Below are 24,735 nucleotides of genomic sequence, written 5' to 3' on the forward strand. Positions count from 1 at the left end.
AGAAAGGCCCCCGGTCGAATCCGACCGGGGGCCTTCTTCGTTTCACAGTCGTTTGTGCAGCGCCTCCGCCGCCGCCACCAGATCGGCCGCCCAGCGCGCGCCCGGCCTGCGGCCCATCCGGTCGATCGGGCCCGACACCGATACCGCCGCCACCAGCACGCCCGAGGCGTCACGCACCGGGGCCGAGACGCTCGCCACGCCCTGCGCGCGTTCTGCCGCGCTCTGCGCCCAGCCCCGCCTGCGGACCTCGGCCAGCGCCCGCTCGCCGAACACGGCGTCGGCCAGGACGGTGCGCTGTAGCTCCGGGTCGGCCCATGCCAGCAACACCTTGGCCGCCGAGCCCGCGGTGAGCGGTAGTCGCGAGCCGACAGGCACCGTGTCGCGCAGGCCCACGGGCGGCTCCAGCGCGGCCACACACACGCGCGCGTTGCCGTCGCGGCAGTACAGCTGGACGCTCTCGCCGGTGATCTCGCGCAGCCGGGGCAGAATGGCTCCCGCCGCCTCGACCAGTGGATCTGCGGCCCCCGCCGACAACTCGCTGAGCGCGGGACCCGGCCGCCACAGTCCGTTGGCGTCGCGTGCCAGCAGCCGGTGCGTCTCCAGCCCGACCGCCAGCCGGTGCGCGGTGGCGCGTGGCAGCCCGGTTCGGGTGCACAGGTCGTTGAGACCGCAAGGTTCGTCGGCGACGGCGTAGAGCACCGCCACGGCTTTGTCGAGAACACCGATACCGCTATGCTGTCTCATAGAACGATACTAACTTCTCATATGTTGAGATACCAAGTATGCCCGTCGAAAGGTGATCAAGCAATGGCCGAGCGCGCCCGCACACTGGCCGAGAAGGTGTGGGAACAGCACGTCGTCGTCCCCGGCGACGGTGACGGTACTTCCCGCGAACCCGACCTGATCTACATCGATCTGCACCTCGTGCACGAGGTGACCAGCCCGCAGGCCTTCGACGGGCTCCGCGCGGCCGGACGGCCGGTCCGCCGGCCCGACCTCACCATCGCCACCGAGGACCACAACGTCCCCACGGCCGACATCGACAAGCCGATCGCCGATCCGATCTCGCGCATCCAAGTGGAGACGCTGCGCCGCAACTGCGCCGAATTCGGCGTGCGCCTGCACCCGATGGGCGACGCCGAACAGGGCATCGTGCACGTGGTCGGTCCGCAGCTCGGTCTGACCCAGCCCGGCATGACCGTGGTGTGCGGCGACAGCCACACCTCCACCCACGGCGCGTTCGGCGCGCTGGCCATGGGCATCGGCACCAGCGAGGTGGAGCACGTGCTGGCCACCCAGACGCTGTCGCTTCGCCCGTTCAAGACGATGGCCATCACCGTCGACGGCGAATTGGCGCCCGGCGTCACGAGTAAGGACCTGATCCTGGCCGTGATCGCCGAAATCGGCACCGGCGGCGGCCAGGGGTATGTGCTCGAATATCGCGGCGAGGCCATTCGCAAGCTGTCGATGGAAGCGCGGATGACGATCTGCAACATGTCGATCGAGGCGGGCGCCCGCGCGGGCATGATCGCCCCCGACGAGGTGACCTACGAATTCCTGAAGGGCCGTCCGCACGCACCGCAGGGCGCCGACTGGGATGCCGCCGTGGCCGCCTGGGAGGCGCTGAAGACCGACGAGGACGCGGTTTTCGACGCCGAGGTGCGCATCGACGCCAGCACGCTGACCCCGTTCGTCACGTGGGGCACCAACCCCGGTCAGGGCCTGCCGCTGGGCGCGAACGTGCCCGACCCGGCCCAGATCGCCGACGAGTCCGAACGCGAGTCCGCCGAGAAGGCCTTGCGCTACATGGACCTGACGCCCGGAATGCCGCTGCGTGAGGTGAGCGTGGATACCGTTTTCGTCGGTTCCTGCACCAATGGCCGGATCGAGGATCTGCGTGCCGTCGCCGATGTTTTGAAGGGCCGCCGCGTCGCCGACGGTGTGCGAATGCTGGTCGTACCCGGCTCGATGCGGGTGCGCGCCCAGGCGGAAAAAGAAGGACTCGGCGAGATTTTCACCGCGGCCGGTGCGGAATGGCGCCAGGCGGGCTGTTCGATGTGCCTCGGGATGAATCCGGATCAGCTGGAACCGGGTCAGCGCTGCGCCTCCACCTCCAACCGCAATTTCGAAGGCCGACAGGGCAAGGGCGGGCGTACCCACCTGGTCTCGCCGCTGGTCGCCGCCGCCACGGCGGTGCGCGGCACCCTGTCCTCGCCCGCCGATCTGGCCTGAGCGGCCCCGAACCACCACGATCGAAGGAGAATCGTTATGGAAGCCTTCACTGTTCACAAAGGCATCGGGGTACCGCTGCGCCGGTCCAATGTCGACACCGATCAGATCATCCCCGCCGTTTACCTGAAGCGCGTGACTCGTACCGGTTTCGAGGACGGTCTGTTCGCCGGTTGGCGTACCGATCCGGACTTCATTCTCAACACGGAGCCGTACCGCAGCGGCAGCGTTCTGGTGGCCGGGCCGGATTTCGGCACCGGTTCCTCGCGTGAGCACGCGGTGTGGGCGCTGTCGGACTACGGCTTTCGAGTGGTGATCTCCTCGCGTTTCGCCGACATCTTCCGTGGGAATGCGGGCAAGGGTGGTCTGCTGGCCGCACAGATGTCACAGAACGATGTCGAAATGCTCTGGAAGCTCATCGAGGAACAACCCGGCCTCGAATTGGTTGTCGACCTGTCGGCGCGCACCGTCACGGCGGGAACCATCGTGTTGCCGTTCGATATTGACGACTACACCCGCTGGCGTCTGCTGGAGGGTTTGGACGACATCGGCCTCACGCTGCGGCAAGGCGACGCGATCACCGAGTTCGAAAAGGGAAGGCCGTCATGGAAACCCGTGACGCTGCCGGAGCCTATTTCACCGGCGTAATCGGCTGGGGCGCTTAGGGGCGCTTCCCTGGGAGCGGTAGCTGGACGTGTGCTAAACCACATGAATTTTGGCGTGGCACATAGACTCTTGCTCAAACTGGGTTTACCGTGGTACCTAGTCGGTCCGACGACGGGCCATTAGTCTGCGGAGGATTCAATGAACAAGGCGGAACTGATCGACGTTCTGACCGAAAAGTTGGGTACGGACAGGCGCACGGCTACTGCGGCTGTCGAGAACGTGGTCGACACCATCGTCCGTGCCGTGCACAAAGGTCAAAGCGTCACCATCACCGGATTCGGTGTGTTCGAACAGCGCAAGCGTGCTCCCAGGGTTGCCCGTAACCCGCGTACCGGTGAAACCGTGAAGGTGAAGGCGACTTCGGTGCCTGCCTTCCGTCCGGGCGCTCAGTTCAAAGCGGTGATCGCGGGTAAGCAGAAGCTGGCCGCGTCCGGCCCGGCCGTGAAGCGTGGCGTGAATGCGCCCGTGGCGGCGAAGAAGGCGGCAGCCAAGAAGACCGCGGCGAAGAAGACCGCGGCCAAGAAGGCCACGCCGTCGAAGGGTCCGGCCAAGACCACGGCCCGCAAGGCCGCGACCAAGGCTCCCGCCGCCAAGAAGACGACGGCGGCCAAGGCCACCGCCGCCAAGAAGACCACGGCGGCAAAGAAGGCTCCGGCCAAGAAGACTGCCACCAAGGCCACCGCCGCCAAGAGCACCGCCACCAAGGCCACGGCGGCCAAGAAGACCACCGCTGCTAAGAAGGCTCCTGCTAAGAAGACTGCTGCGAAGAAGACAGCCACCCGTCGTGCTCGTTGATCCTGCCGCAGCGGGATCAGGTCGGGGAATGTGCACGTAAAGCCGCATCACCCACCACTGGACCGAGAACGGCCCCGGAATTCCGGGGCCGTTTCGGCTGTGCGGGGTAACTTTTGTTCAGCCGGTGACGATTCCCGTAGACAACGCACGATCCATATGGTTCGCCGCGACTAATCGGTCCCCGATGAACGACAAAGCCCAGACGCTGCCCTTGCGATTACGCGCGGGCGGCAGGGTGAGTCCGTCGCGCTGAGCCAGCCACTGCGTCAGATCGGGAATCACCCCGCCCTGACTGCAGACCACCGGTACACCCCGATCTGTTACCAACGACAGAAATCGTTGCCGCGCCGCATCTTTCGCTGAATCGTAACCTTGCTCGGAAAACATTGGCTCGCAATTGATTTCGGCGTTCAGATGCTCCGCCAACGGGGTAACGGTTTGGATACAGCGCAGGGGGTCGGCCGAATAGATCCGGGATGCTCCGAACGCCAGCAGATTCGGGACGAGAGCCTTGGCCTGCCTTCGCCCGGCGGCCTCGAGCGGACGCTGGTCGTCCGGACCGTCGAACTCGGCGCGCTTGCCCGCCTTGGCGTGGCGGACGAGCAGCACGGTGGCCGTTTTCGGTGGGTGACGGGCGAAGACGCGCACGATCTGGCGGTCCATCGGATATGACAGTTCGTCCATCACGTCGTCGAGCGGAATCCAGCGAAGCTGGTCGACTTCGGAGTTCTCGGTGAACTCGCCCTCAGCCGCCTCCGCGGCCCAGTAGTCCACCCGCTTGAGCTGTCGATGCCCCGGGATCGGATAGGTGACCCGGCCCAGATAACGCCCGAGCGTGCACGGCAGGCCGGTCTCCTCGCCGACCTCGCGCACGGCCGCGACCACCGGTGTCTCGCCGGGATCGAGCTTGCCCTTGGGGAGTGACCAGTCGCCGTACTTGGGCCGGTGGATCACCGCGATCTCCGGTCCGGTGGCGCCCGCACGCCACAGAACCGCCCCAGCGGCATGAATATTGGGCCGGACCCGCGGGTCGCGCATCGGTTCGGGCTTCTCCTGTGCGTGCTTGCTCACGGCTGTTCGGGACGACGCAACCGCATGAGGAATTCCTGGTGATCGCGCACCTGGTTGGCGTCGGCGTCGGTGGGGCTCGCCTGCCAGGAACCGTCGGGCAGCAGCACCCAGCAGCGCGTCATGGGGTCGAGCGCGGAATCGAAGACCACACCGAGCTGCTCGGTCAGGCGCGGATCCTTCACCTGCACCATCACCTCGACCCGGCGGTCGAGGTTGCGGTGCATCATGTCGGCGCTGCCGATCCAGGTCTGTTCCTGTGCCTGGAACTGCAGTACCCGCGAGTGCTCGAGGAATCGGCCGAGGATCGAGCGCACCTCGATGTTCTCGCTGAGGCCCGGCACGCCCGCACGCAGGCCGCAGATGCCGCGCACGACGATCTGCACCGGCACGCCGGCCTGGGAGGCGCGGTAGAGGGCGTCGATGATCTGCTCGTCGACGATCGCGTTGGCCTTGAGCCGGATGCGAGCGTCGAAACCCTCACGTGCCAGCTCGATCTCGCGATCGATCCGCTCGATGATGCCCGCCCGGACACCGAGCGGGGCGACCATCAGGTTCCGGTAGTCCTCCTTGCGGGAGTACCCGGTGAGCGAGTTGAACAGGTCGGTCAGGTCGGCGCCGATCTCCGGTGCCGCGGTGAACAATCCGACGTCCTCGTACAGGCGCGCGGTCTTGGGGTTGTAGTTGCCGGTGCCGATGTGGCAGTAGCGGCGGATGGTCGAACCCTCGCGGCGCACCACCAGGCACGTCTTGCAGTGGGTCTTGAGGCCGACGAGGCCGTAGACCACGTGCACGCCCGCCTGTTCCAGCGCCCGCGCCCATTTGATGTTGGCCTGCTCGTCGAAACGGGCCTTGATCTCCACCAGGGCCACCACCTGCTTGCCCGCCTCGGCGGCCTCGATCAGGGCGTTGATGATGGGGGAGTCACCGGAGGTGCGGTACAGGGTCTGCTTGATCGCCAGCACCTGCGGGTCGGCGGCGGCCTGTTCGATGAACCGCTGCACGCTGGTGGAGAACGAGTCGTAGGGATGGTGCACCAGCACGTCGCCCTCGCGCAGCGCGCTGAAGACATTGCGCGGGGTCTCGCGCTCACCGAACGCGGCGGGGGTGGCCGGTACGTAGGGCGCGTCCTTGAGTTCGGGCCGGTCGACGCCGTAGACCTGCCACAGGCACGACAGGTCGAGCAGGCCGGGCACCTGGATCACATCGGCGGGGTCGACCTCTAACTCACGTAGTAGCAACTCCAGCATGTGCTCGGTCATGTCGTCGGAGACCTCGAGTCGCACCGGCTTGCCGAAACGGCGACGCGCCAGTTCGCGTTCCATCGCCTGCAGCAGGTCCTCGTCGCGGTCCTCGTCGACCTCGAAATCGGCGTTGCGGGTGATCCGGAACGAATGGGTCTCCACCACGGTCAGGCCGGGGAACAGCAGATCGAGGTGGGCGGCGATGAGTTCTTCCATCGGCAGGAATGCCGCGATGGCCGACGGCGCGCCGGTGCGGCGCACGCGGACGAATCGGTCGACGTTGTCGGGCACCTTCACGCGGGCGAAGTGCTCGCCGCCGGTGCCCGCGTCCTTCACCGTCACGGCGAGATTGAGGCTCAGGCCGGAGATGTAGGGGAAGGGGTGGGCCGGGTCGACGGCCAGCGGTGTGAGGACCGGGAAGACCTGATCGGTGAAATAGTTCGAAAGGCGTTGCCGTTCGGCTTCGTCGAGGCCCGACCAGCCGATGATGTCGATGCCCGCGCCTGCCAGCGCCGGGTTCACCGAATCGATGAAGACCTTCGCGTGCCGCTCGGCGAGTTCCTGTGCGCGGGCGGTGATCATCTCGAGCTGTTCGGACGGTGAGCGGCCGTCGGCGGAACGCACCGACAGCCCGGTCTCGGCGCGGCGTTTGAGCCCGGCGACCCGGACCATGTAGAACTCGTCGAGGTTGGAGGCGAAGATCGCGAGGAACTTCGCGCGCTCCAGCAACGGCAGGGAGGCATCCTCGGCGAGGGCGAGCACCCGGGCATTGAAGTCCAGCCAGCTCAATTCCCGGTTGAGGTAGCGATCGCGTGGCAATCGCTGCGAACTGCCGTCGGCGCCCGAGGCGATGGCGGCCGCAGGTGGCGGGGAAATCGGGGGCAGGGACTTGATGGTTTCCGTGTCGCTCACGCTGTCAATCATCCCCTACGGACCGCGTGGTCCGCAGCATGACATCGGGTGAACTCCTGGTGCGGCGACCGGCTAGCACACCGTGTGGACGCCGATCGCTTCGGTGGTGGTGATTCCGAACTCCCGCAGCGCGTCGGCGGTGTGGACGCCGACGCCGAGCGCGCGCACGGCGTCCAGATCCTCGGGTGTGTCGACGTCACAGCGCAGGCCCGGCCAGTGGCCGGGCACGACGACGGCGCCGTACTCGCGGTGGGCGCGGGCCGAATCGGGGCCGAAACGTGGTGCCAGCGCATCCGGTGCGGTACCGGCCAGCAATGCCGAAGTGCCGGTCCCCGTGTGATCGATCACCACCGCGCGGGTGGCGGGCGCGACAGCGAGGAAGTCGGTGAGTTCGGCGGTGCGCAGGGCGGGCAGGTCTGCCTGCAGGGCGAGCAGGCGGACCGGGCCACTGCGGTGGCGCACGTCCTCGGCCGCGGCGGTGAGGGCGGTGTTGAGGGGGTCGCGGTCGACGGGCGGCTCGGCCAGGACGTGCGCGCCGAGTTCGCGTGCGCGGGCGGCGACGACGGCGTCGGGAGTGACGACGGTCAGCGAACCGATCGCGGGCACGGCGGCGGCCGCCTCGACGGTGTCGGCGAACATGGCGAGCACCAGCCGGGCGCGCTGGTCGGCGCTGAGCACGGCCGACAACCGGCTCTTGGCCCGGTCTCGGTGCTTGACCGCCATCACGGCGTGCACGGTGTGCATGGTCTCGATCCTTGCATGGCATATTGGGCTGATGACGAGGGCTGCGGTTATGGGTGCTGGGTCGTGGGGTACGGCATTCGCGAAGGTGTTGGCCGAGGCGGGTACCGAGGTGACGATCTGGGCCAGGCGCGAAGAGGTGGCTCGCGCGCTCGACACCGAGCATCAGAATCCGTTCTACCTGCCGGGCGTGCAGTTGCCGCCCGTGCGCGCCACCCACGATCACCGGATCGCGCTCGACGGCGCGGATCTGGTCGTGCTCGCGGTGCCGTCGCAGTCCCTGCGGGCCAATCTGGGCCACTGGAAGGACGATATCGGCGCCGATGCCACGCTGATGAGCCTGGCCAAGGGCATCGAGACCGGGACGCTGCTGCGGATGAGCCAGGTGATCGCGGAGGTGACCGGCGCCGAACAGGGCCGCATCGCGGTGCTGTCGGGGCCCAATCTCGCCCACGAGATCGTCGAACGCCAGCCCGCGGCCACCGTGATCGCCTGCACCGACACCGAACGCGCACAGCAGGCCCAACATGCCTGTGCCACCGGCTATTTCCGGCCCTACACCAATACCGATGTGGTCGGCTGCGAGATCGGCGGCGCGTGCAAGAACGTCATCGCCCTGGCCTGCGGCATCGCCTCGGGCATGGGACTCGGCGACAACTCCGTGGCCAGTCTCATCACCCGCGGGCTGGCCGAGGTGATGCGGCTGGGGGTGGCGCTCGGTGCGCAACCGGTGACGCTGGCCGGGCTCGCCGGCGTGGGTGACCTCGTCGCCACCTGTACTTCGCCGCTGTCGCGCAACCGGTCCTTCGGGTATGTGCTCGGACAGGGCGGGTCGATGCAGGCCGCGCAGGAGGCGACCAACGGTCAGGTCGCCGAGGGTGTGAAGTCGTGCACATCGGTGCGGTCGCTCGCGGCCGAACACCAGGTGGAGATGCCGTTGACCGACGCGGTGCACAAGGTGTGCCACGAGGGACTTTCGGTGAACGAGGCCGTCGGCAGCCTGCTCGGCAGGCGCATGAAACCCGAATAAGGCCGATGCCGCCGCGGCGGCGCGAACCTACTACGGTGACGTTCATGACGGAACGGATCAGGGTAGCTGTGGTGTTCGGCGGGCGCAGCAGCGAGCACGCCGTCTCGTGTGTGTCGGCGAGCAGCGTCCTGCGCAACCTCGATCCGCGGCGCTACGAGGTGGTGCCCATCGGGATCACCACCACCGGCAGCTGGGTGCTTGCCGAGGGGATCGGCGAACTCACGCTCAGCCACGGCGAACTGCCCGCCGTCGATGCCGCGGGAACCGCGCTCACCCTGGCCGCCGATCCCGGCCGTTCCGGCGCGCTCGTCGCTTTGGACGATCCGACCGCCACGCTCGGCACCGTCGATGTGGTCTTCCCCATCCTGCACGGCCCGTTCGGCGAGGACGGCACCCTGCAGGGCATGCTCGAGCTGGCCGGGGTGCCCTATGTAGGTGCCGGGGTGCTGGCCAGCGCTGCCGGGATGGACAAGGAATTCACCAAGAAACTGCTGGCCGCCGAATCGCTTCCGGTCGGTGTGCAAGTGGTGTTACGTCCCGGCACGCAGACCATGACCGCCGAGGAACGCGACCGCATCGGCCTGCCCGCCTTCGTGAAACCCGCGCGCGGCGGTTCGTCCATCGGCATCACCAAGATCACCGACTGGTCGGCCCTCGACGACGCCGTCGCCACCGCCCGCGCCCACGACCCCAAGGTGATCGTCGAGGCGGGCATCGTCGGGCGTGAAGTCGAATGCGGCGTCCTCGAATTCGCCGACGGCGACGTGCGCGGCAGCGTCGTCTCCGAGATCCGCATGCCCGACGCCGACGCCGCCGCCCCCGAGTTCTACGACTTCGCCACCAAATACCTCGACGACGTGTGCGAATTCGACGTGCCCGCCAAGCTCGACGACGCCGTCGCCGACGAGATCCGCGCCCTGTCGGTGCGTGCCTTCCGCGCCCTGGACTGCCAGGGCCTGGCACGAGTCGACTTCTTCCTCACCGCCGACGGCCCGGTGATCAACGAGATCAACACCATGCCCGGCTTCACCCCCATCTCCCAATACCCCCGCATGTGGGAAGCAACCGGCATCGACTACCCGACCTTGGTCTCCACCCTCATCGAAACCGCCGTAGCCCGAGGCACCGGCCTGCGCTGACCCCGCAGCAGAACAACCAAGGATTTTCGGCCGCCTCGAATCCGAGGGGCGAGACGTAACGGCGAAGCCGAAGTATCGCCCCTCGGATTCGAGGCCTTCCGGGCCGAAAATCCCGCGGCGCCAGCCGCCAATGTCACAACTCCCCAGGGTTGATCGGTTGGGCGGGGAGGGTCGCGGTGATCGTGTCGGAGACCGTTTGCACCGCGGCTGTGCCCGACCCGTCGGGGACCGTCAGGGCGATGTAGGTTTCGCGATCGACGGCGAACCACGTGCCCGTCTTGGCCGTCTCGTCGCGAACCTGGAACCACTTCACCCCGTCGACCTCCTGCAGCGGTGAGGCACGGTTGAATTCGAGTGGCCGGTCCAGGCCGCAGCGCAGCACGATCGGCTCCCCGCCTTCGGGCAGTTGCCAGGCGCGGGTGGCGGGCGGGGCCGGTTCGGCGAGGGTGGATTTGGTGTAGTCGCCCAGGTCGGCGGGCAGGGCGGGCAGCAGGGCCGCGCAGGCGGGGCCGTCGGCGGCGGGGGCGGGGACCGGTCCCAGCGCGAGCGGTTCGCGTTCGACGGGGGCGCGCAGGATCAGGAAGGCGGCCACGAGCACGCCCACGATCAGCACGATGGGCAGGGCGACAGCGGTGGCGATCAGCGCGGGGGAGTACTGGCTGTCGGCGGCCGGTGTGTCGTCGGCGCTCTCGTCGTCAGGGTGATCGGGCGGCTCCGCTCCTGGAGTGGCTTTGCGGAGGGCTGACGGTTCGGCAGTGTCCTCGGGCCCGGTCGCCTCGTCGCGATCGTCCGCTGTCGGGTCCGACGATTCCGCCATAGCCGCGTGGTCCTTTCCTCGTCGCCTGCGCCGCGCACCGTCGGTGGTGCCCGATCGCCTCCGAAAGGGTACCGTCGTGGCGATTTCGTCGGTCGGGAGCACAGCGGGAAGGAGTGGGTCATCAGCGAGGACAGCCGTTCGCAGACGGTGCGTGAGCTGGGTGAATTCGCCTTGATCGACCGGATCAACGCCGGTCGCGAGCAGGCCGCGCACGTGCTGCTCGGCCCGGGCGACGACGCCGCGCTGCTCGCCGCGCCCGACGGCCGGTTCGTGGTGAGTACCGACATGCTCGTGGAGGGCAGGCACTTCCGGCTCGACTGGTCGACGCCCGCCGATATCGGGCGCAAGGCGATCGCGCAGAACGCCGCCGACGTGGTGGCGATGGGCGCGCGTCCCACCGGCTTCGTGGTCGCGCTCGGTTGTCCCGGCGACACTCCGGTACGGGTCGTCGAGGGCATCGCCGACGGCATGTGGACCGAGGCCGTGCGGGCCGGCGGTTCCATCGCGGGCGGCGACCTCGTGCACAGCGAGCAGTTGGTGATCTCGGTGACCGCGTTCGGTGATCTCGGTGGGCAGGGTGCGCTCACCCGCTCCGGTGCGGTCGAGGGCGATATCGTCGCTGTCGCAGGCGAACTCGGCTGGTCGGCCGCGGGTCTGGCCGTATTGTCCGGCGGGGCAGATGTTTCCGATCCGGCCTTCGCGCACGCGCTGGCGGCACACCGGGTTCCGCAGCCGCCCTACTCCGAGGTGATCGATGTGTTCGGCGTCCACATCCCCAACGCCCTCACCGATGTCTCCGACGGGCTGCTCGCCGACCTCGGCCACCTCGCCGCCGCCTCCGGCGTCGCGATCGACGTGCACGCCGCCGGCCTCACCGACCCTGAACTCGACGCCCTCGCCGCCCGGCTCGAAGCCGATGCGGGGCAATGGATTCTGGCCGGGGGAGAGGACCACGCGTTCGTCGGCACGTGGTCGCCCGCGACCGCGCTGCCGCCGGGCTGGCGGCCGATCGGGGTCGTTACCGCAGGCAGCGGCGTCACCGTCGACGGTGCGCGGCCCGCCGGTGCCACCGGGTGGGAATCGTTCCGTGGGGCAGGCGCCACGGCCGAGCCCGGCAAACGATAGGTTGTGCGGTCATGGGTGCCAAACCACTGTCGGAGATCATCGACCCGGGCTGGGCCCGGGCCCTGGAACCGGTTGCCGACCGCATCAGCGAGATGGGTGAGTTCCTGCGCGCGGAGAACGCCGCCGGACGCGGATATCTACCCGCCGGGGAGAACGTGCTGCGCGCGTTCCGGCGCCCGTTCGACGCGGTGCGCGTGCTGATCGTCGGCCAGGACCCCTACCCGACTCCCGGCCACGCGATGGGACTGAGTTTCTCTGTCGCGCCGGATGTTTCGCCGATCCCGCGCAGCCTGTCCAACATCTTCGCCGAGTACACCAAGGACCTCGGCTTCGATACGCCCAAGTGCGGCGACCTGAGCCCGTGGTCGGATCAGGGTGTGCTGCTGCTGAACCGAGTGCTCACCGTCACCCCCGGCACTCCGGCCTCACATCGTGGCAAGGGCTGGGAAGCGGTGACCGAGCAGGCGATTCGCGCGCTCGTCGACCGCGACGAACCGCTCGTCGCCGTGCTGTGGGGCCGGGACGCGGGCTCACTGAAGCCGACCCTGGTCGCCGCCGAGGTCCCCTACATCGAATCGGCACACCCCTCGCCGCTGTCCGCCTCGCGCGGGTTCTTCGGGTCGCGACCCTTCTCCCGGGTCAACGAACTGCTCGACGAACTCGGCGCAGATCCTGTCGACTGGCGGTTGCCCTGACCCGGGGTGCCGCCCGCACGAGAAGAAAATGATGAAGGAGCACAACCGGATGCACACCACAACCGTTCGCGCCGCACTGGCGACCGCCGCCGTCGCCGCCGCCATCACCGCGGGCGCGGGCTCGGCCTCGGCTGCGGGCCTGCAGCTCGAGCCCTACAACGAGCAGGCGACCCCGGTCGCGACCAGCCCCGTCGGCGAGGAATGGACCTCCACCGGCACCTCGACCATCTCCTCCGGCGTCAACGCCAAGATCACCTGCCTCCTGCAGAACACCTTCAGCGCCCTCGGCGCTGCGTGCTGAGTCAATTGACTCCGCGATAGTCCGGCTTGCGCTTGGCGACGAAGGCGTCGACGCCTTCGCGCCCGGTGCTGCTGTTCGCGGCGGCGGCGATGCTGTCGCGTTCCGCGTCGAGCTGCTGGTCCAATGTTGCCGTCGGCGACTGGGCCAGCAGCTTTTTCATGGCCGTGTAGGCGGCGCGGGGGCCGGTGGTGAAGCCGGTGGCCACGCGCAGGGCCTCGGTGCGGATCTCGTCGTCGGGGACGATCCGGCTGAGCAGCCCGAGTCGTTCGGCCTGCTCGGCGCCGATCACGGCGTCGGTCAACAGGATCTCGCGGGCCCGGCCGGCACCGACGATGCGCGGCAGCGACCACGACATCCCGCCGTCGGGGGTGAAGCCGATGCCGGGGTAGGCGGGCCGCATCTGGGTCGACGGCCCGCCGATGGCGATGTCGGCCGCGCAGACCAGGCTCATGCCGGCACCGGCCGCCCAGCCGTGCACCGCCGCGACGACCGGGATGGGTGCGGCGGTCAGGGCGCGCACGAAATCGTGCAGCTGGGTGGCCAGCTCGTGCAGGAAAGCGCCTCGGTCGTCGGCACCGGCGAAGTGGCGGACATTGCCGCCTGCACAGAAGTTGGCACCCGCACCGGTGATCAGGATCGCGCCCACCTCGTCGCCGAGCGAACGCAGGGCGGCGGTGCCCGCGTTGATCAGGTCGAAATCGAGGGAGGTGCCCGCGGCCGCGGTCGCGATGGTCAGGTGCAGTACGCCGTCGACGACGACCGGTTCGCTACTCATGCCCGTCACAGTAGCGAGGGGCGCGCCGCCACTGTTGTTCGGGCAGCAGCGTGAAGGGGTCGGTGCGGCGCAGGCCCGTATCGGTGAAGCCGTGCCTGCGGTAGAAGGCGTGCGCGCGCGGATAGTCGCCGAGCACCCACAGCGTGCAGGGCGCATCGGGAACGGTGGCCGCGAGCAGGTCGTCGGCGACGCCGGTGCCGTGCCAGGCGGCGCGCACGTACAGCGCTTCCAGCTCGCTGCCGGTCGGCTGTCGGGACGCGGCGGCGAAGCCGATCAGGTCGTCGCCGTGGCAGGCGACGAGCAGCCGATAGCGGTCGTCGGTGCGGCGGCGTTCCCAGGTGATCGCCGAACTGTCGAGATCGAATGCGGCCAGCAGGTGGGCGGGGACCAGCGAGTCGTAGGCCTCCCGCCAACTGGCGATGTGGCAGGCCGCGAGCGCGGTGATGTGCGCGGCGCCCGCCGGGACGATCCGCCACTCAACCACGAATCACCCGTTCGACGACAAAACCCCGGACAACCCATGAAGGGTGCCGGGGCACTGTCGGCAGAATGTACGGGCCGGAAATCAGCCGCGAACGACCTTGCCCGCCTTCAGGCAGGAGGTGCACACGTTCATCCGGCGGGTGTTGCCAGGGGCAACCTGCGCACGCACGGTCTGGATGTTCGGGTTCCAGCGACGGTTGGTGCGCCGGTGCGAGTGCGAGACCGACTTCCCGAAACCGGGGCCCTTGGCGCAGACGTCGCAAACGGCAGCCATGTCGCGAGCTCCTTCATGTCATAAGCGGTCAGCGCGCACGTGTGCCGCTGAACCGGAAACTGATGTCGTCAAATGCCTTGCCGACTTGCATCGGCCAGCGCAGACCTGTCGAGGCCGCACGAGGCAACCCTGCAAGCGTAGCGGGCCCGGCCGGGAACTTCCAAACCGGGTGTCCTGCTCGACGGCGCGGACACGGGGTGCGTCCGTGGTCAGGGTACTGCTGTCGGTCGCTGGCGCTAACCTGGCTGCGATGCTCGGCGGGCGAGCACGGCCGACGGGGAACGAGGTGACGGTGACGCAGGTGCCCGAGGCGCTCGACGGCGCCGCGCTGCTGTCGTGGGCCAGGTCCTGCTGCGCGGGCCTCGAGTCCCGCCGATCCGAGATCGACGCCCTCAACGTCTTCCCCATCGCCGATTCCGACACCGGAACCAACCTCCTGGCCACGATGCGGGCCGCCCTCGCTGCCGCCGAGACCGACGGCGATGCGCAGGAGCGGTCGCGCGTGCGGCCCGGGCTCGGGCAGACGCGTTATGCGACCGACTCGTGCGGCGGCGCGCTGGGCGATGGCCGGGCAGGGGAGGTGGCGAAGGCGCTGGCCCGTGGCGCCACGGCCGGGGCGCGGGGCAATTCCGGGATCATTCTTTCGCAGGTATTGCGGGGAATCGCCGAGGCGGTGGTGGCCGGTCCGCTGACCGGGGAGCGGTTGCGGGTGGCGTTGCGGCGGGCGGCGGTGCTGGTTCGGCAGGGGCTGAGTGCGCCGGTGGAGGGCACGATTCTGACGGTGCTCGATCGGGCTGCCGTCGCTGCCGCCGAGTCCGGAGCCTCCTCGCTGGAGAGTGTGGCGAAGGCGGCGGCCGACGGCGCGGCTCGCGCGCTGAACGAGACGCCCGCCCAACTGGGTGTGCTGCGGGCTGCGGGCGTGGTCGACGCCGGTGCGCGCGGTCTGCTGGTTCTGCTGGACTGCCTCGTCGCCGAGGTGTGCGGTGTGGCTCCCGAACGTCATACCTACGCCCGTGAGCGAGGTAGCGGCGCGTCACCGGCAGTGGGTGCGGAGCGTCGGCACGGGCAGTCGATCAGCGCTTCCGAGCGCGGTCGTGGTGGGGGGCAGCTGCCCAGGTCGGTCGGCACGCATGCGGGTGGGGCCGATGCCCGGCGCGATCGCGGTGCGTCGCTCGGTGGTCGTGGGTTCGGCGCACACGCCGGGACGTGCGGTGACCACGACGAGGCGCCGGGGCGCTGGAATGACGAGGCGGCGGGGCGCCGGGATGACGAGGCGGCGGGACGCCGGGATGACGAGGCGCGCGGGGTTGAGGGCGGGCCGGGCGGCGAACTGGACGAGTCGTTTTGTGGTCGTGACGGAGTGCGCGGAGAACGCGACGGTCTACGAGGGGACGAGGACCGGGGCCGCGGCGCCGACCCGCATTTCGAGGTCATGTATGTGATCTCCGGCACGGATGACTTAGGCGCGGGGGTATTGCGGGAGCGATTGGCGGTGCTCGGTGATTCCGTCGTCGTGGTCGGTGACGGGGATACCACCTGGTCGGCGCATGTGCACTGCCGTGACGCGGGCGCGGCCATCGAGGCGGGGCTCGCGGTCGGGACGTTGAGCGCCATCCGGATCGAAAGCTTCGCCGTCACCGCGCACAACGGCGTCGGCGACCACCCGGAGTCGGCTCCGGTCGACGCGAGCTCGGTGGGGCGAACCACCCTTTCCATCGATGGGCTCGCTGACCGAGGGGTCGTCGCCGTTGTGGCCGGTGCTGATGCGGTGGAGCTTTTCGAGGACGCGGGCGCGGTGGTGTTGCGCGAGGACGAGGCCTTCGACGCCGACATCCTCCTGCGGACGATCCGGGCGATGCCGCACCGCGAGGTGCTGGTGCTGCCCAACGGTGCGCTGTCGGCACAGGAATTGGTCGCCGTCGGTGTGGCCGCGCGTGACGGTTCGCGCGACGTGCTGTTGTTGCCGAGCGCATCGATGGTGCAGGGGCTCGCCGCGCTCGCGGTGCACGATCGGGGGCGGATCGCCGTCGACGACGCCTTCGCCATGTCCGAGGCGGCGGCGACCACCCGCTGGGGTGCGCTGCGTGCAGCCCGGGTGCGCGCGCTGACGATGGTCGGAACCTGTTCTCCCGGTGACGGTTTGGGCCTTGTCGGCGAGGATGTGGTGGTGATCGACCCGGACGTGGTCGGCGCGGGACGCATCTTGCTCGACCGGATGCTCGGTCTCGGCGGGGAATTGGTGACCTTGCTGATGGGCGCGGGCGCCGGGCACGAACTGGGGCAGATTCTCGCCGATCATGTGCGCGCCGGATTCCCCGGCGTGGATGTGGTGGTGTATTCCGGTGGGCAGCAAGCGGATCTGGTGCAGATTGGGGTCGAGTAGACGATGACGACACTGAGCGACCGGCTCGACCACGTACTCGGCGTAAAGGCCGCCGACCGCCTGGCCGAAGCCTTCGACATGACCACCGTCGAAGACCTGCTGCGGCACTACCCGGCGCGCTACGCCACCCAGGGCCAGCCGCTGACGGAGGAGGAACCGGAAGAGGGCGCCCACATCACCGTCATCGGCCGGATCACGAAAACCGAACTGCGCCCGATGAAGAACCGCCGCGGCTCGCTGCTGAAGGTGCAGCTCGACACCGGCGCCGCCCGGCCGATCGAGGCCACCTTCTTCAACGGTGACAAGGTCCGTTATCTGGTGAAAGATGGTGTGCGGGCGATGATGTCGGGCACCGTGCACTGGTGGCGACCCGACCGCTGGAACCTCTCGCACCCCGACTACCTGATCTTGCCCGACAAGGCCGAGGCGGGCGTGGAGCAGCTCACGTCGGTGCGCGGCAGCGGTGCGTTGCGCGGGTTGGCCCAGAGCGCCAAAGGTGCCGGGGGAGTGGACGCTTCGTTCTTCGAGCGCGAGTTCGTCCCGGTGTATCCGGCGACGGCGAAGGTGCAGAGCTGGGATCTGCTGGCCTGTATCCGGCAGGTCCTCGACCAGCTCGACCCGATCGACGACCCGCTCCCGGCCGACCTGCGCGAGGAGCGCAACCTGCTCGAGGTGTCGGACGCGCTTCGCCTGATCCACCTGCCCGAACACAAGCTCGATATCGAGCGGGCAAGGGACCGTCTATGTTTCGACGAGGCCCTCGCCCTACAGTTGGTGCTGGCCGAACGCCGGCACGAGGTGGAGGGCCGCACCGCGCCCGCCTGCCCGCCACGCACCGACGGCATCGCCGCCGACTTCGACCAGCGACTGCCCTTCGAACTCACCGAAGGCCAGCGTCAGGTGATCGACGAGATCTCCGACGACATGTCACGCACCCGCCCCATGCATCGCCTGCTCCAGGGCGAGGTGGGTTCGGGCAAGACGATCGTCGCCCTGCACGCCATGCTCCAAGCGGTGGACGCCGGTCGCCAGTGCGCCCTGCTCGCCCCGACGGAAGTCCTTGCCGCACAGCACTACCGGTCGCTGCGGGCGATGCTCGGCGATCTCGGCACCGCGGGCGAACTCGGCGCCGCCGAGAACTCGACCAAGGTGGTGTTACTCACCGGCTCCATGTCGGCGGCGGCGAAGAAGTCCGCGCTGCTCGACGCGGTGACCGGTGAAGCGGGCATCGTCATCGGCACCCATGCCCTCATCCAGGACGCGGTCGAGTTCTTCGACCTCGGTCTCGTGGTGGTCGACGAACAGCACCGTTTCGGCGTGGAGCAGCGAGACGCACTGCGCGCCAAGGCCAAAGGCGGCGTGAGTCCGCATCTGCTCGTCATGACCGCAACCCCCATCCCGCGCACGATCGCGATGACGACCCTCGGTGATCTGGAAACATCCACGCTCACCCAGTTGCCCAGGGGGCGTTCGCCGATCACGTCGAAAGTCGTTGCGCGCAAACTGCATCCCGCCTGGGTCGAGCGGGCATGGGAGCGCATCGTGGAAGAGGTCGGCCAGGGCAGGCAGGCCTATGTGGTGTGCTCGCGCATCGGCGAGGATCCGGACGCGCCACCGGCCAAGGGGAAGAAGGCCGAAGAGAAGGAGGGCCCGACGACTCAGGCCGCGGTCGACATGTACGAGACGCTGAGTACCGGGCCGCTCGCGGGTGTGCGCGTGGGACTACTGCACGGACGGCTGCCGTCCGACGAGAAAGACCACGTGATGCGCCAGTTCAACGACGGCGCGATCGACGTGCTGGTGTGCACCACCGTCGTCGAGGTCGGTGTCGATGTGCCGAACGCCACCGTGATGGTGATCGTCGACGCCGACCGGTTCGGCGTGAGCCAGCTGCACCAGTTGCGCGGGCGCATCGGCCGCGGCAAACACCCCGGCCTGTGCCTGCTGGTCACCGATGCCGCACCCGGCGGCACCGCGATGGCCCGGTTGGAAGCGGTCGCCGCCACCACCGACGGCTTCGAACTGTCGGTACTGGACCTGCGCCAGCGCCGGGAGGGCGACGTGCTCGGCTCGGCCCAGTCCGGCACCGCGCGCTCGCTGCGCCTGCTCTCCCTGCTCGACGACCTCGAAGTCATCACCGCCGCCCAGGATCTGGCCCGCCGGATCGTCGCCGAGGACCCGGGCTTGGAGAAACACCCAGGCCTGGCGGGAATGATGAACGCCGCTGTCGACGGCGAACGACTCGAGTACCTCGCCAAGTCCTAGGAGTTCCGAGAGGACCACGCGGTTTGCCCGGCGCCCCGCACTGACGTTCGGCGCGGGCGATGTCGCGAAACCGCCCGCACGGCCTACCAGCCGCCGAGGCTCGGCGCAGGGGTCGACCGGCGCGCCCGCCCAGGGTTCACCGCGGCAGACGTGGGTACGGCAGGTCGGTCGCCGTGTGCTCGGCGACCGCCAGCGGCCGGCCGATCTGAGGGAACGCCCGCTGCGGGCAGGCCGGCCGCTCGCACACCTTGCACCCGGCCCCGATCGGCACGGCGATATTCGGGTCGTCCACCTGCATCCCCTGCGAGTACACCAGCCGATCGGCGTACTCGATATCGCACCCGAGCGCGACGACGAAGTTCTTCGCCGCGGTGCCGTATCCCTGTGCCGTGGCGGGTGTGGTGCGCGCGATCCACAGATAGCGGCGCCCGTCGGGCATCTCCGCGACCTGTGTGAGGATGCGTCCCGGGTGGGCGAAGGCCTCGTGGGTGACCCACAGCGGGCAGTTGCCGCCGACGCGGGAGAAATGAAAAGCCGTGGCCGACTGACGTTTCGAGATGTTGCCCGCACGGTCGGTGCGTACCAGGAAGAACGGCACCCCGCGCTGACCCTGTCGTTGCAGCGTCGCCAGCCGATGGCACACCGTTTCGAACCCCACCTCGAATCGCAACCCGAGCAGGTCGACGTCGTAGCGCAGTTCCTCGGCCGACCGCAGGAACCGCCCGTAGGGCAGGATCAGCGCCCCGGCGAAGTAGTTGGCCAGCCCCACCCGCGCCAGCGTGCGCGACTCCCCGACCAGGGCCCGGGATTCGGCGAGCACATTGTCGATCTCGCGGCCGTAGAGCAGCAGGCCGAGAGTGGACGCGATCTGGAACGCGCGCTGCCCGGGCCGCAGCCGCCGGGCCAGGGTGAGCGTTCGGGTATCCGGGTCGTAGTGGCGTTTGGGGATTGACGGGTCGGCGCCGTCGCCTCGCACGAGCACAGTGACGCCCGCCCGTTCCTCGGCGATCCGCGCCAGCTGCCGGTCAAGCGAACCGATGCTCAGCCCCGATTCCTCGAACAGCTGCTCGGCGGCGTGATCGAGGGTGGCGATGTGGTTGCGGTGGTCGTAGAAGAAGTCCCGGACGTCCTCGTAGGGCAGCGGTGTGCCCGGCGCGCCGGTCGGGGTGTCGACGCGGGAGGAGAGCAGATCGAGTTGATCGGTGGCCGCGCGCAGCCGCCGGTGCATGGCGATGACGATCCGCGCCACCTCCGGCAGCCGGGTGGCCAGCTCCTCCACCTCGGTGATCGGTGCGGTGTCGCCGCCGCCCGCCGCCTCGACGAGCACCTCGTGCAGGTCCGAGACCAGCCGCGCGTCGGAATCGGCGGCGAAGAACTGCACGTCCAGGTCGAAGGTCGAATTCAGTTTCAGCAGAACGGGAATGGTGAGCGGACGCTGATCGCGCTCGAGCTGGTTGAGGTAACTCGGCGAGAGATCGAGCGATTTGGCCAGCGCGGCCTGGGTCATCCGTCGTTCTTCGCGTAGCCGTCGAAGTCTGGCCCCCGCGTACATCTTCCGCACGCCAGGATCCTAGCGCCGCCGGTTCGCAATGTTCGCTGAAAGTGTGGAATGCCCTAGGAGAAGTGCAGTCCCGCAAGGGATTCTGCCCTGGATTACTCGTGCGTAACATGCGAAGCGGTCGTCGGCGCCGATCGCACCGGAGGCGGCACGCGGCGGTGAGATGTGACGGCCGCGTAACCGCCGGTTCGCAGGTGGGCGGGGGCGGCGGTGAAGAATGCTGCGAACCCACCTTGCGTGCCGGACGGGTCGATGCGGCCGGGTACCGTGGTCCAATGTTCTCGAAAGTCTTGGTCGCCAATCGCGGCGAGATCGCTATCCGTGCCTTCCGCGCGGCCTACGAACTCGGCATCGGAACGGTCGCGGTCTTCCCGCACGAGGACCGCAACTCCGTCCACCGGCTGAAGGCGGCCGAGTCGTATCAGATCGGCGAGGAGGGGCACCCGGTCCGGGCATACCTCTCGATCGAGGCGATCATCGACGCGGCCAAGAGCGCGGGCGCCGACGCCATCTACCCCGGCTACGGATTCCTGTCGGAGAACCCCGACCTCGCCGCGGCCTGCGCACGCGAGGGCATCACGTTCATCGGCCCGTCGGCCCAGGTGCTGGAGATGGCGGGCAACAAGGCGACCGCGATCGAGGCCGCCCGGGCCGCCGGTCTGCCGGTGCTGAAGTCGAGTGAACCGAGTGCCGACATCGACGAGTTGCTCGCCGCGTCCGAGCAGCTCGAGTACCCGATCTTCGTCAAGGCCGTGGCCGGTGGTGGCGGGCGCGGTATGCGCCGGGTCGCCGCGCCCGAGCAGCTGCGCGAGTCGATCGAAGCGGCCTCGCGTGAGGCCGAGTCGGCGTTCGGCGACCCCACGGTGTTCCTCGAGCAGGCGGTGGTGAACCCACGCCACATCGAGGTGCAGATCCTGGCCGACCAGCACGGCAATGTGATGCACCTGTTCGAGCGCGACTGCTCGCTGCAGCGCCGCCATCAGAAGGTCATCGAGCTCGCGCCCGCCCCGAACCTCGACCCGGCGCTGCGCGAGCGGATCTGCGCCGACGCCGTCGCCTTCGCCCGCCAGATCGGGTACAGCAACGCGGGCACCGTCGAGTTCCTGCTCGACGAGCGCGGCAACCACGTGTTCATCGAGATGAACCCGCGCATCCAGGTGGAGCACACGGTGACCGAGGAGATCACCGATGTCGACCTGGTCCAGTCGCAGTTGCGCATCGCCGCCGGGGAAACCCTCGCCGACCTGGGCCTGAGCCAGGACGAGGTGGCGATCCGCGGCGCCGCGCTGCAGTGCCGCATCACCACCGAGGACCCGGCCAACGGTTTCCGTCCCGACACCGGGCGCATCACCGCCTACCGCACGCCCGGCGGCGCGGGCATCCGGCTCGACGGCGGCGCGAACCTGGGCGCGGAGATCGGCGCCTACTTCGACTCCATGCTCGTCAAGCTCACCTGCCGCGGCCGCGACCTGCCCGCCGCCGCCGCTCGTGCCCGCCGCGCGCTGGCCGAGTTCCGCATCCGTGGCGTGACGACCAATATCCCGTTCCTGCTGTCGGTGCTCGACGACCCCGATTTCCAGGCGGGCCGGGTGACCACCTCGTTCATCGACGAGCGCCCCGAACTGCTCACCTCGCGCGGGTCGGCCGACCGTGGCACCAAGATCCTGACCTACCTGGCCGATGTCACCGTCAACAAGCCCAACGGTGACCGCCCGACCACGGTGTACCCCTACGACAAGTTGCCCGCCGTCGACCTGACGGTGCCGCCGCCGGACGGTTCGCGGCAGCGGCTGCTCGCTCTCGGACCGGAAGGTTTCGCGAAGGCCCTGCGCGAGCAGAAGGCCGTCGGCGTCACCGACACCACCTTCCGCGACGCGCATCAGTCGCTGCTCGCCACCCGGGTGCGCACCAACGGCCTGCTCGGTGTGGCGGGCCACGTCGCCCGGCTCACCCCCGAGCTGCTGTCGATCGAAGCGTGGGGCGGCGCGACTTACGATGTGGCGCTTCGCTTCCTGCACGAGGATCCGTGGGAGCGCCTCGCCGCACTGCGCGAGGCGGTGCCGAACATCTGCCTGCAGATGCTGCTGCGCGGCCGCAACACCGTCGGCTACACGCCGTACCCGGAGCAGGTGACGCGGGCGTTCGTGTCCGAGGCCGCCACCACCGGCATCGACATCTTCCGCATCTTCGACGCGCTCAACAATGTCGACCAGATGCGCCCGGCCATCGACGCGGTCCGCGAGACCGGCACCTCGATCGCCGAGGTCGCCATGTCCTACACCGGCGACCTGCTCAACCCCGACGAACAGCTCTACACGCTCGACTACTACCTGAAGCTGGCCGAACAGATCGTCGACGCGGGCGCCCACGTGCTGGCCATCAAGGACATGGCCGGTCTGCTGCGCGCACCGGCGGCCGCGAAGCTGGTCACCGCGCTGCGCAGCAACTTCGATCTACCCGTGCACGTGCACACCCACGACACACCCGGCGGCCAGCTCGCCACCTACCTCGCCGCCTGGCAGGCCGGTGCCGACGCGGTCGACGGCGCGAGCGCCGCGATGGCGGGTACCACGTCGCAGCCCGCGCTGTCGGCGATCGTCGCCGCGGCCGCGCACACCGAGCGCGATACCGGCCTGAACCTGCAGAACGTGTGCGATCTCGAGCCGTACTGGGAGGCGCTGCGCAAGGTGTACGCGCCGTTCGAGTCGGGGCTGCCCGCACCGACCGGGCGCGTGTACACCCACGAGATCCCCGGCGGCCAGCTGTCGAACCTGCGTCAGCAGGCGATCGCGCTCGGCCTCGGTGACCGGTTCGAGGAGGTCGAGGCCAAGTACGCGGCGGCCGACCGGTTGCTCGGCCGCCTCATCAAGGTGACGCCGTCGTCGAAGGTCGTCGGCGACCTGGCCCTCGCCCTGGTCGGTTCCGGTGTCGACATCGAGGACTTCGCCGCCGACCCCGGCCGCTACGACATCCCGGACTCGGTGATCGGGTTCCTGCGCGGCGAACTCGGCGAACCAGCCGGTGGCTGGCCCGAACCGTTCCGCAGCAAGGCCCTGGCCGGCCGCAACGAACCCAAGCCGGAAACCCCGCTCACCCCGGCGGATCAGGCCGGGCTCGACGGCACCTCCGAAGAACGGCGCGCCACCCTCAACCGGCTGCTGTTCCCCGGCCCGACCGCCGAATTCCTGGCCCACCGCGACAAGTACGGCGACACCACCGGCCTGTCGGAGAACCAGTTCTTCTACGGTCTGCGCCGCGGCGAGGAGCACCGCGTGCAGCTGGAGAAGGGCGTCACCCTGCTCATCGGCCTGGAAGCCATCTCCGAGCCGGACGAGAAGGGCATGCGCACGGTCATGTGCATCATGAACGGGCAGCTGCGCCCGATCGCGGTGCGTGACCGGTCGGTCGCCTCCGAGGTGCCCGCCGCCGAGAAGGCCGACAAGAACAACCCCGGTCACATCGCGGCACCGTTCGCCGGTGTGGTGACCCTCGCGGTCACCGAGGGCGACACCATCAACGCCGGGGACACCGTCGGCACCATCGAGGCCATGAAGATGGAGGCGGCCATCACCGCGCCGCGCGCCGGTGTGGTCCGGCGCATCGCCACCGCCAAGGTGCAGCAGGTCGAAGGTGGGGATCTGCTGGTGGAACTGGCCGCGCGCGAGTCGGAATGACCCGCATCATCGCCGGTGTGGCAGGCGGGCGGCGCCTCGCGGTGCCGCCCGCCGGTACCCGGCCCACCTCCGACCGGGTGCGTGAGGCGTTGTTCAGCGCGATCGACGCCCGGCTCGATCTCGACGGCGCACGGGTACTCGACCTGTACGCCGGATCGGGCGCGCTCGGGCTCGAAGCCCTCTCGCGCGGCGCGTCCCAGGCGCTGCTGATCGAGGCCGATCGCAAGGCTGGTGCGGTAGTGCGCGCCAATATCGCCGAGCTGAACCTGCCCGGCGCCGAACTGCGGCTCGGCAGCGTCGCCTCGGTACTGGCGCGTCCGGCTCCCGTGGCCTACGACGTGGTGTTCTCCGACCCGCCCTACGACGTGAGCACCGACGACGTCACCGCCGACCTGCGTGCCCTCGCCGAACACGGCTGGCTCGCCCCCGAGGCGCTCGTGGTGGTGGAACGTTCCATCCGATCGCCCGAAATCACCTGGCCCGCAGGGTATTCGGTGCTGAAGGCACGCAAATACGGGGAGACCAGGATCGAGCTCGCCGAGTTCGGTGCTAGCGTCTGAG

The 24,735-nt window shown here is 69.1% G+C and carries 21 protein-coding genes; 12 read left to right on the forward strand and 9 right to left on the reverse strand.

The annotated features are described in order from the left end of the window. Positions 1–42 precede the first annotated feature (42 nt). Complete coding sequence (locus ACWEVR_RS13095) at positions 43–744, reverse strand: IclR family transcriptional regulator (RefSeq protein WP_067493334.1); 702 nt, start codon at positions 742–744, stop codon at positions 43–45. A gap of 63 nt (positions 745–807) precedes the next feature. On the opposite strand from ACWEVR_RS13095, the gene leuC reads away from it, so the two are divergent. The 3 genes from leuC (at position 808) to ACWEVR_RS13110 (ending at position 3,690) form a co-directional block, all read left to right on the forward strand. Beyond that, entirely contained in the window at positions 808–2,232 is a 1,425-nt protein-coding gene (leuC, locus tag ACWEVR_RS13100; RefSeq protein WP_452467121.1) for a 3-isopropylmalate dehydratase large subunit, read from the forward strand. A gap of 36 nt (positions 2,233–2,268) precedes the next feature. Then, complete coding sequence (gene leuD, locus ACWEVR_RS13105; protein ID WP_067493338.1) at positions 2,269–2,877, forward strand: 3-isopropylmalate dehydratase small subunit; 609 nt, start codon at positions 2,269–2,271, stop codon at positions 2,875–2,877. A gap of 156 nt (positions 2,878–3,033) precedes the next feature. Next, on the forward strand, positions 3,034–3,690 hold the full coding sequence (locus ACWEVR_RS13110) for an HU family DNA-binding protein (protein ID WP_357150455.1): 657 nt from the start codon (positions 3,034–3,036) through the stop codon (positions 3,688–3,690). A gap of 117 nt (positions 3,691–3,807) precedes the next feature. On the opposite strand, the gene ACWEVR_RS13115 is transcribed toward ACWEVR_RS13110, so the two are convergent. Genes ACWEVR_RS13115 through cofC form a run of 3 tightly spaced genes read right to left on the reverse strand, consistent with a single transcriptional unit; the run spans position 3,808 to position 7,658 of the window. Next, a complete protein-coding gene (locus tag ACWEVR_RS13115; RefSeq protein ID WP_357150604.1) occupies positions 3,808–4,728 on the reverse strand; it encodes an NUDIX hydrolase in 921 nt (306 codons plus the stop codon). Between the two features lie 29 nt (positions 4,729–4,757). Next, positions 4,758–6,926: an RNA degradosome polyphosphate kinase gene (locus tag ACWEVR_RS13120; protein WP_452467122.1), complete on the reverse strand. Its 2,169-nt coding sequence runs from the start codon at positions 6,924–6,926 to the stop codon at positions 4,758–4,760. A gap of 60 nt (positions 6,927–6,986) precedes the next feature. Next, positions 6,987–7,658: a 2-phospho-L-lactate guanylyltransferase gene (gene cofC / locus ACWEVR_RS13125; RefSeq protein WP_452467123.1), complete on the reverse strand. Its 672-nt coding sequence runs from the start codon at positions 7,656–7,658 to the stop codon at positions 6,987–6,989. A gap of 31 nt (positions 7,659–7,689) precedes the next feature. On the opposite strand from cofC, the gene ACWEVR_RS13130 reads away from it, so the two are divergent. Then, positions 7,690–8,685, forward strand: coding sequence for an NAD(P)H-dependent glycerol-3-phosphate dehydrogenase (locus ACWEVR_RS13130; RefSeq protein ID WP_452467124.1), 996 nt, complete (start codon positions 7,690–7,692; stop codon positions 8,683–8,685). A gap of 44 nt (positions 8,686–8,729) precedes the next feature. After that, entirely contained in the window at positions 8,730–9,824 is a 1,095-nt protein-coding gene (locus ACWEVR_RS13135) for a D-alanine--D-alanine ligase family protein (protein ID WP_067493476.1), read from the forward strand. Positions 9,825–9,957: 133 nt separating this feature from the next. On the opposite strand, the gene ACWEVR_RS13140 is transcribed toward ACWEVR_RS13135, so the two are convergent. Further along, entirely contained in the window at positions 9,958–10,641 is a 684-nt protein-coding gene (locus ACWEVR_RS13140) for a DUF3515 domain-containing protein (RefSeq protein WP_452467125.1), read from the reverse strand. A 120-nt stretch (positions 10,642–10,761) separates the two neighbouring features. Here ACWEVR_RS13140 and ACWEVR_RS13145 point away from each other — a divergent pair, with 120 nt between their 5' ends. From ACWEVR_RS13145 to ACWEVR_RS13155, 3 genes are read left to right on the forward strand one after another with little or no spacing between them, the layout of a single operon-like run. Then, complete coding sequence (locus ACWEVR_RS13145; protein WP_452467376.1) at positions 10,762–11,766, forward strand: thiamine-phosphate kinase; 1,005 nt, start codon at positions 10,762–10,764, stop codon at positions 11,764–11,766. Positions 11,767–11,777: 11 nt separating this feature from the next. Then, entirely contained in the window at positions 11,778–12,461 is a 684-nt protein-coding gene (locus tag ACWEVR_RS13150) for a uracil-DNA glycosylase (RefSeq protein ID WP_067493352.1), read from the forward strand. 49 nt (positions 12,462–12,510) lie between these two features. After that, complete coding sequence (locus ACWEVR_RS13155; protein WP_378665866.1) at positions 12,511–12,762, forward strand: hypothetical protein; 252 nt, start codon at positions 12,511–12,513, stop codon at positions 12,760–12,762. A gap of 1 nt (position 12,763) precedes the next feature. On the opposite strand, the gene ACWEVR_RS13160 is transcribed toward ACWEVR_RS13155, so the two are convergent. The 3 genes from ACWEVR_RS13160 to rpmB form a co-directional block, all read right to left on the reverse strand. After that, on the reverse strand, positions 12,764–13,537 hold the full coding sequence (locus ACWEVR_RS13160) for an enoyl-CoA hydratase/isomerase family protein (protein WP_452467126.1): 774 nt from the start codon (positions 13,535–13,537) through the stop codon (positions 12,764–12,766). Then, positions 13,530–14,021, reverse strand: a complete 492-nt coding sequence (locus tag ACWEVR_RS13165) for an N-acetyltransferase family protein (RefSeq protein WP_452467127.1) — start codon at positions 14,019–14,021, stop codon at positions 13,530–13,532. Before ACWEVR_RS13165 ends, ACWEVR_RS13160 begins: the two co-directional genes overlap by 8 nt. An 81-nt stretch (positions 14,022–14,102) precedes the next feature. Continuing rightward, positions 14,103–14,294, reverse strand: a complete 192-nt coding sequence (gene rpmB, locus ACWEVR_RS13170) for a 50S ribosomal protein L28 (RefSeq protein ID WP_011210730.1) — start codon at positions 14,292–14,294, stop codon at positions 14,103–14,105. 292 nt (positions 14,295–14,586) lie between these two features. On the opposite strand from rpmB, the gene ACWEVR_RS13175 reads away from it, so the two are divergent. Beyond that, the gene (locus ACWEVR_RS13175) at positions 14,587–16,677 is read left to right on the forward strand and encodes a DAK2 domain-containing protein (protein WP_452467128.1); all 2,091 of its coding nucleotides are present in this window, start codon (positions 14,587–14,589) and stop codon (positions 16,675–16,677) included. A gap of 3 nt (positions 16,678–16,680) precedes the next feature. After that, complete coding sequence (gene recG / locus ACWEVR_RS13180; protein ID WP_452467129.1) at positions 16,681–18,942, forward strand: ATP-dependent DNA helicase RecG; 2,262 nt, start codon at positions 16,681–16,683, stop codon at positions 18,940–18,942. A gap of 136 nt (positions 18,943–19,078) precedes the next feature. Here the strand turns inward: recG and ACWEVR_RS13185 are convergent, their stop codons facing one another. After that, the gene (locus ACWEVR_RS13185) at positions 19,079–20,503 is read right to left on the reverse strand and encodes a short-chain fatty acyl-CoA regulator family protein (RefSeq protein WP_084456592.1); all 1,425 of its coding nucleotides are present in this window, start codon (positions 20,501–20,503) and stop codon (positions 19,079–19,081) included. Between the two features lie 272 nt (positions 20,504–20,775). Here ACWEVR_RS13185 and ACWEVR_RS13190 point away from each other — a divergent pair, with 272 nt between their 5' ends. Next, positions 20,776–24,174, forward strand: coding sequence for a pyruvate carboxylase (locus tag ACWEVR_RS13190; RefSeq protein ID WP_452467130.1), 3,399 nt, complete (start codon positions 20,776–20,778; stop codon positions 24,172–24,174). Further along, on the forward strand, positions 24,171–24,734 hold the full coding sequence (gene rsmD / locus ACWEVR_RS13195; protein ID WP_452467131.1) for a 16S rRNA (guanine(966)-N(2))-methyltransferase RsmD: 564 nt from the start codon (positions 24,171–24,173) through the stop codon (positions 24,732–24,734). The genes ACWEVR_RS13190 and rsmD overlap by 4 nt, the downstream gene beginning before the upstream one ends. Position 24,735 lies beyond the last annotated feature (1 nt).

The organism is Nocardia sp. NPDC003979 (genome assembly GCF_053605015.1).

Coding starts and splice junctions, on each gene's coding strand:
- ACWEVR_RS13135 (WP_067493476.1), top strand. CDS start 8,730: ATGACGGAACGGATCAGGGTAGCTGTGGTGTTCGGCGGGCGCAGCAGC.
- ACWEVR_RS13155 (WP_378665866.1), top strand. CDS start 12,511: ATGCACACCACAACCGTTCGCGCCGCACTGGCGACCGCCGCCGTCGCC.
- rsmD (WP_452467131.1), top strand. CDS start 24,171: ATGACCCGCATCATCGCCGGTGTGGCAGGCGGGCGGCGCCTCGCGGTG.
- leuD (WP_067493338.1), top strand. CDS start 2,269: ATGGAAGCCTTCACTGTTCACAAAGGCATCGGGGTACCGCTGCGCCGG.
- ACWEVR_RS13115 (WP_357150604.1), bottom strand. CDS start 4,728: ATGCGCGACCCGCGGGTCCGGCCCAATATTCATGCCGCTGGGGCGGTT.
- ACWEVR_RS13190 (WP_452467130.1), top strand. CDS start 20,776: ATGTTCTCGAAAGTCTTGGTCGCCAATCGCGGCGAGATCGCTATCCGT.
- ACWEVR_RS13110 (WP_357150455.1), top strand. CDS start 3,034: ATGAACAAGGCGGAACTGATCGACGTTCTGACCGAAAAGTTGGGTACG.
- ACWEVR_RS13130 (WP_452467124.1), top strand. CDS start 7,690: ATGACGAGGGCTGCGGTTATGGGTGCTGGGTCGTGGGGTACGGCATTC.
- ACWEVR_RS13160 (WP_452467126.1), bottom strand. CDS start 13,537: ATGAGTAGCGAACCGGTCGTCGTCGACGGCGTACTGCACCTGACCATC.
- cofC (WP_452467123.1), bottom strand. CDS start 7,658: ATGCACACCGTGCACGCCGTGATGGCGGTCAAGCACCGAGACCGGGCC.
- leuC (WP_452467121.1), top strand. CDS start 808: ATGGCCGAGCGCGCCCGCACACTGGCCGAGAAGGTGTGGGAACAGCAC.
- ACWEVR_RS13120 (WP_452467122.1), bottom strand. CDS start 6,926: ATGATTGACAGCGTGAGCGACACGGAAACCATCAAGTCCCTGCCCCCG.
- ACWEVR_RS13095 (WP_067493334.1), bottom strand. CDS start 744: ATGAGACAGCATAGCGGTATCGGTGTTCTCGACAAAGCCGTGGCGGTG.
- rpmB (WP_011210730.1), bottom strand. CDS start 14,294: ATGGCTGCCGTTTGCGACGTCTGCGCCAAGGGCCCCGGTTTCGGGAAG.
- recG (WP_452467129.1), top strand. CDS start 16,681: ATGACGACACTGAGCGACCGGCTCGACCACGTACTCGGCGTAAAGGCC.
- ACWEVR_RS13150 (WP_067493352.1), top strand. CDS start 11,778: ATGGGTGCCAAACCACTGTCGGAGATCATCGACCCGGGCTGGGCCCGG.
- ACWEVR_RS13140 (WP_452467125.1), bottom strand. CDS start 10,641: ATGGCGGAATCGTCGGACCCGACAGCGGACGATCGCGACGAGGCGACC.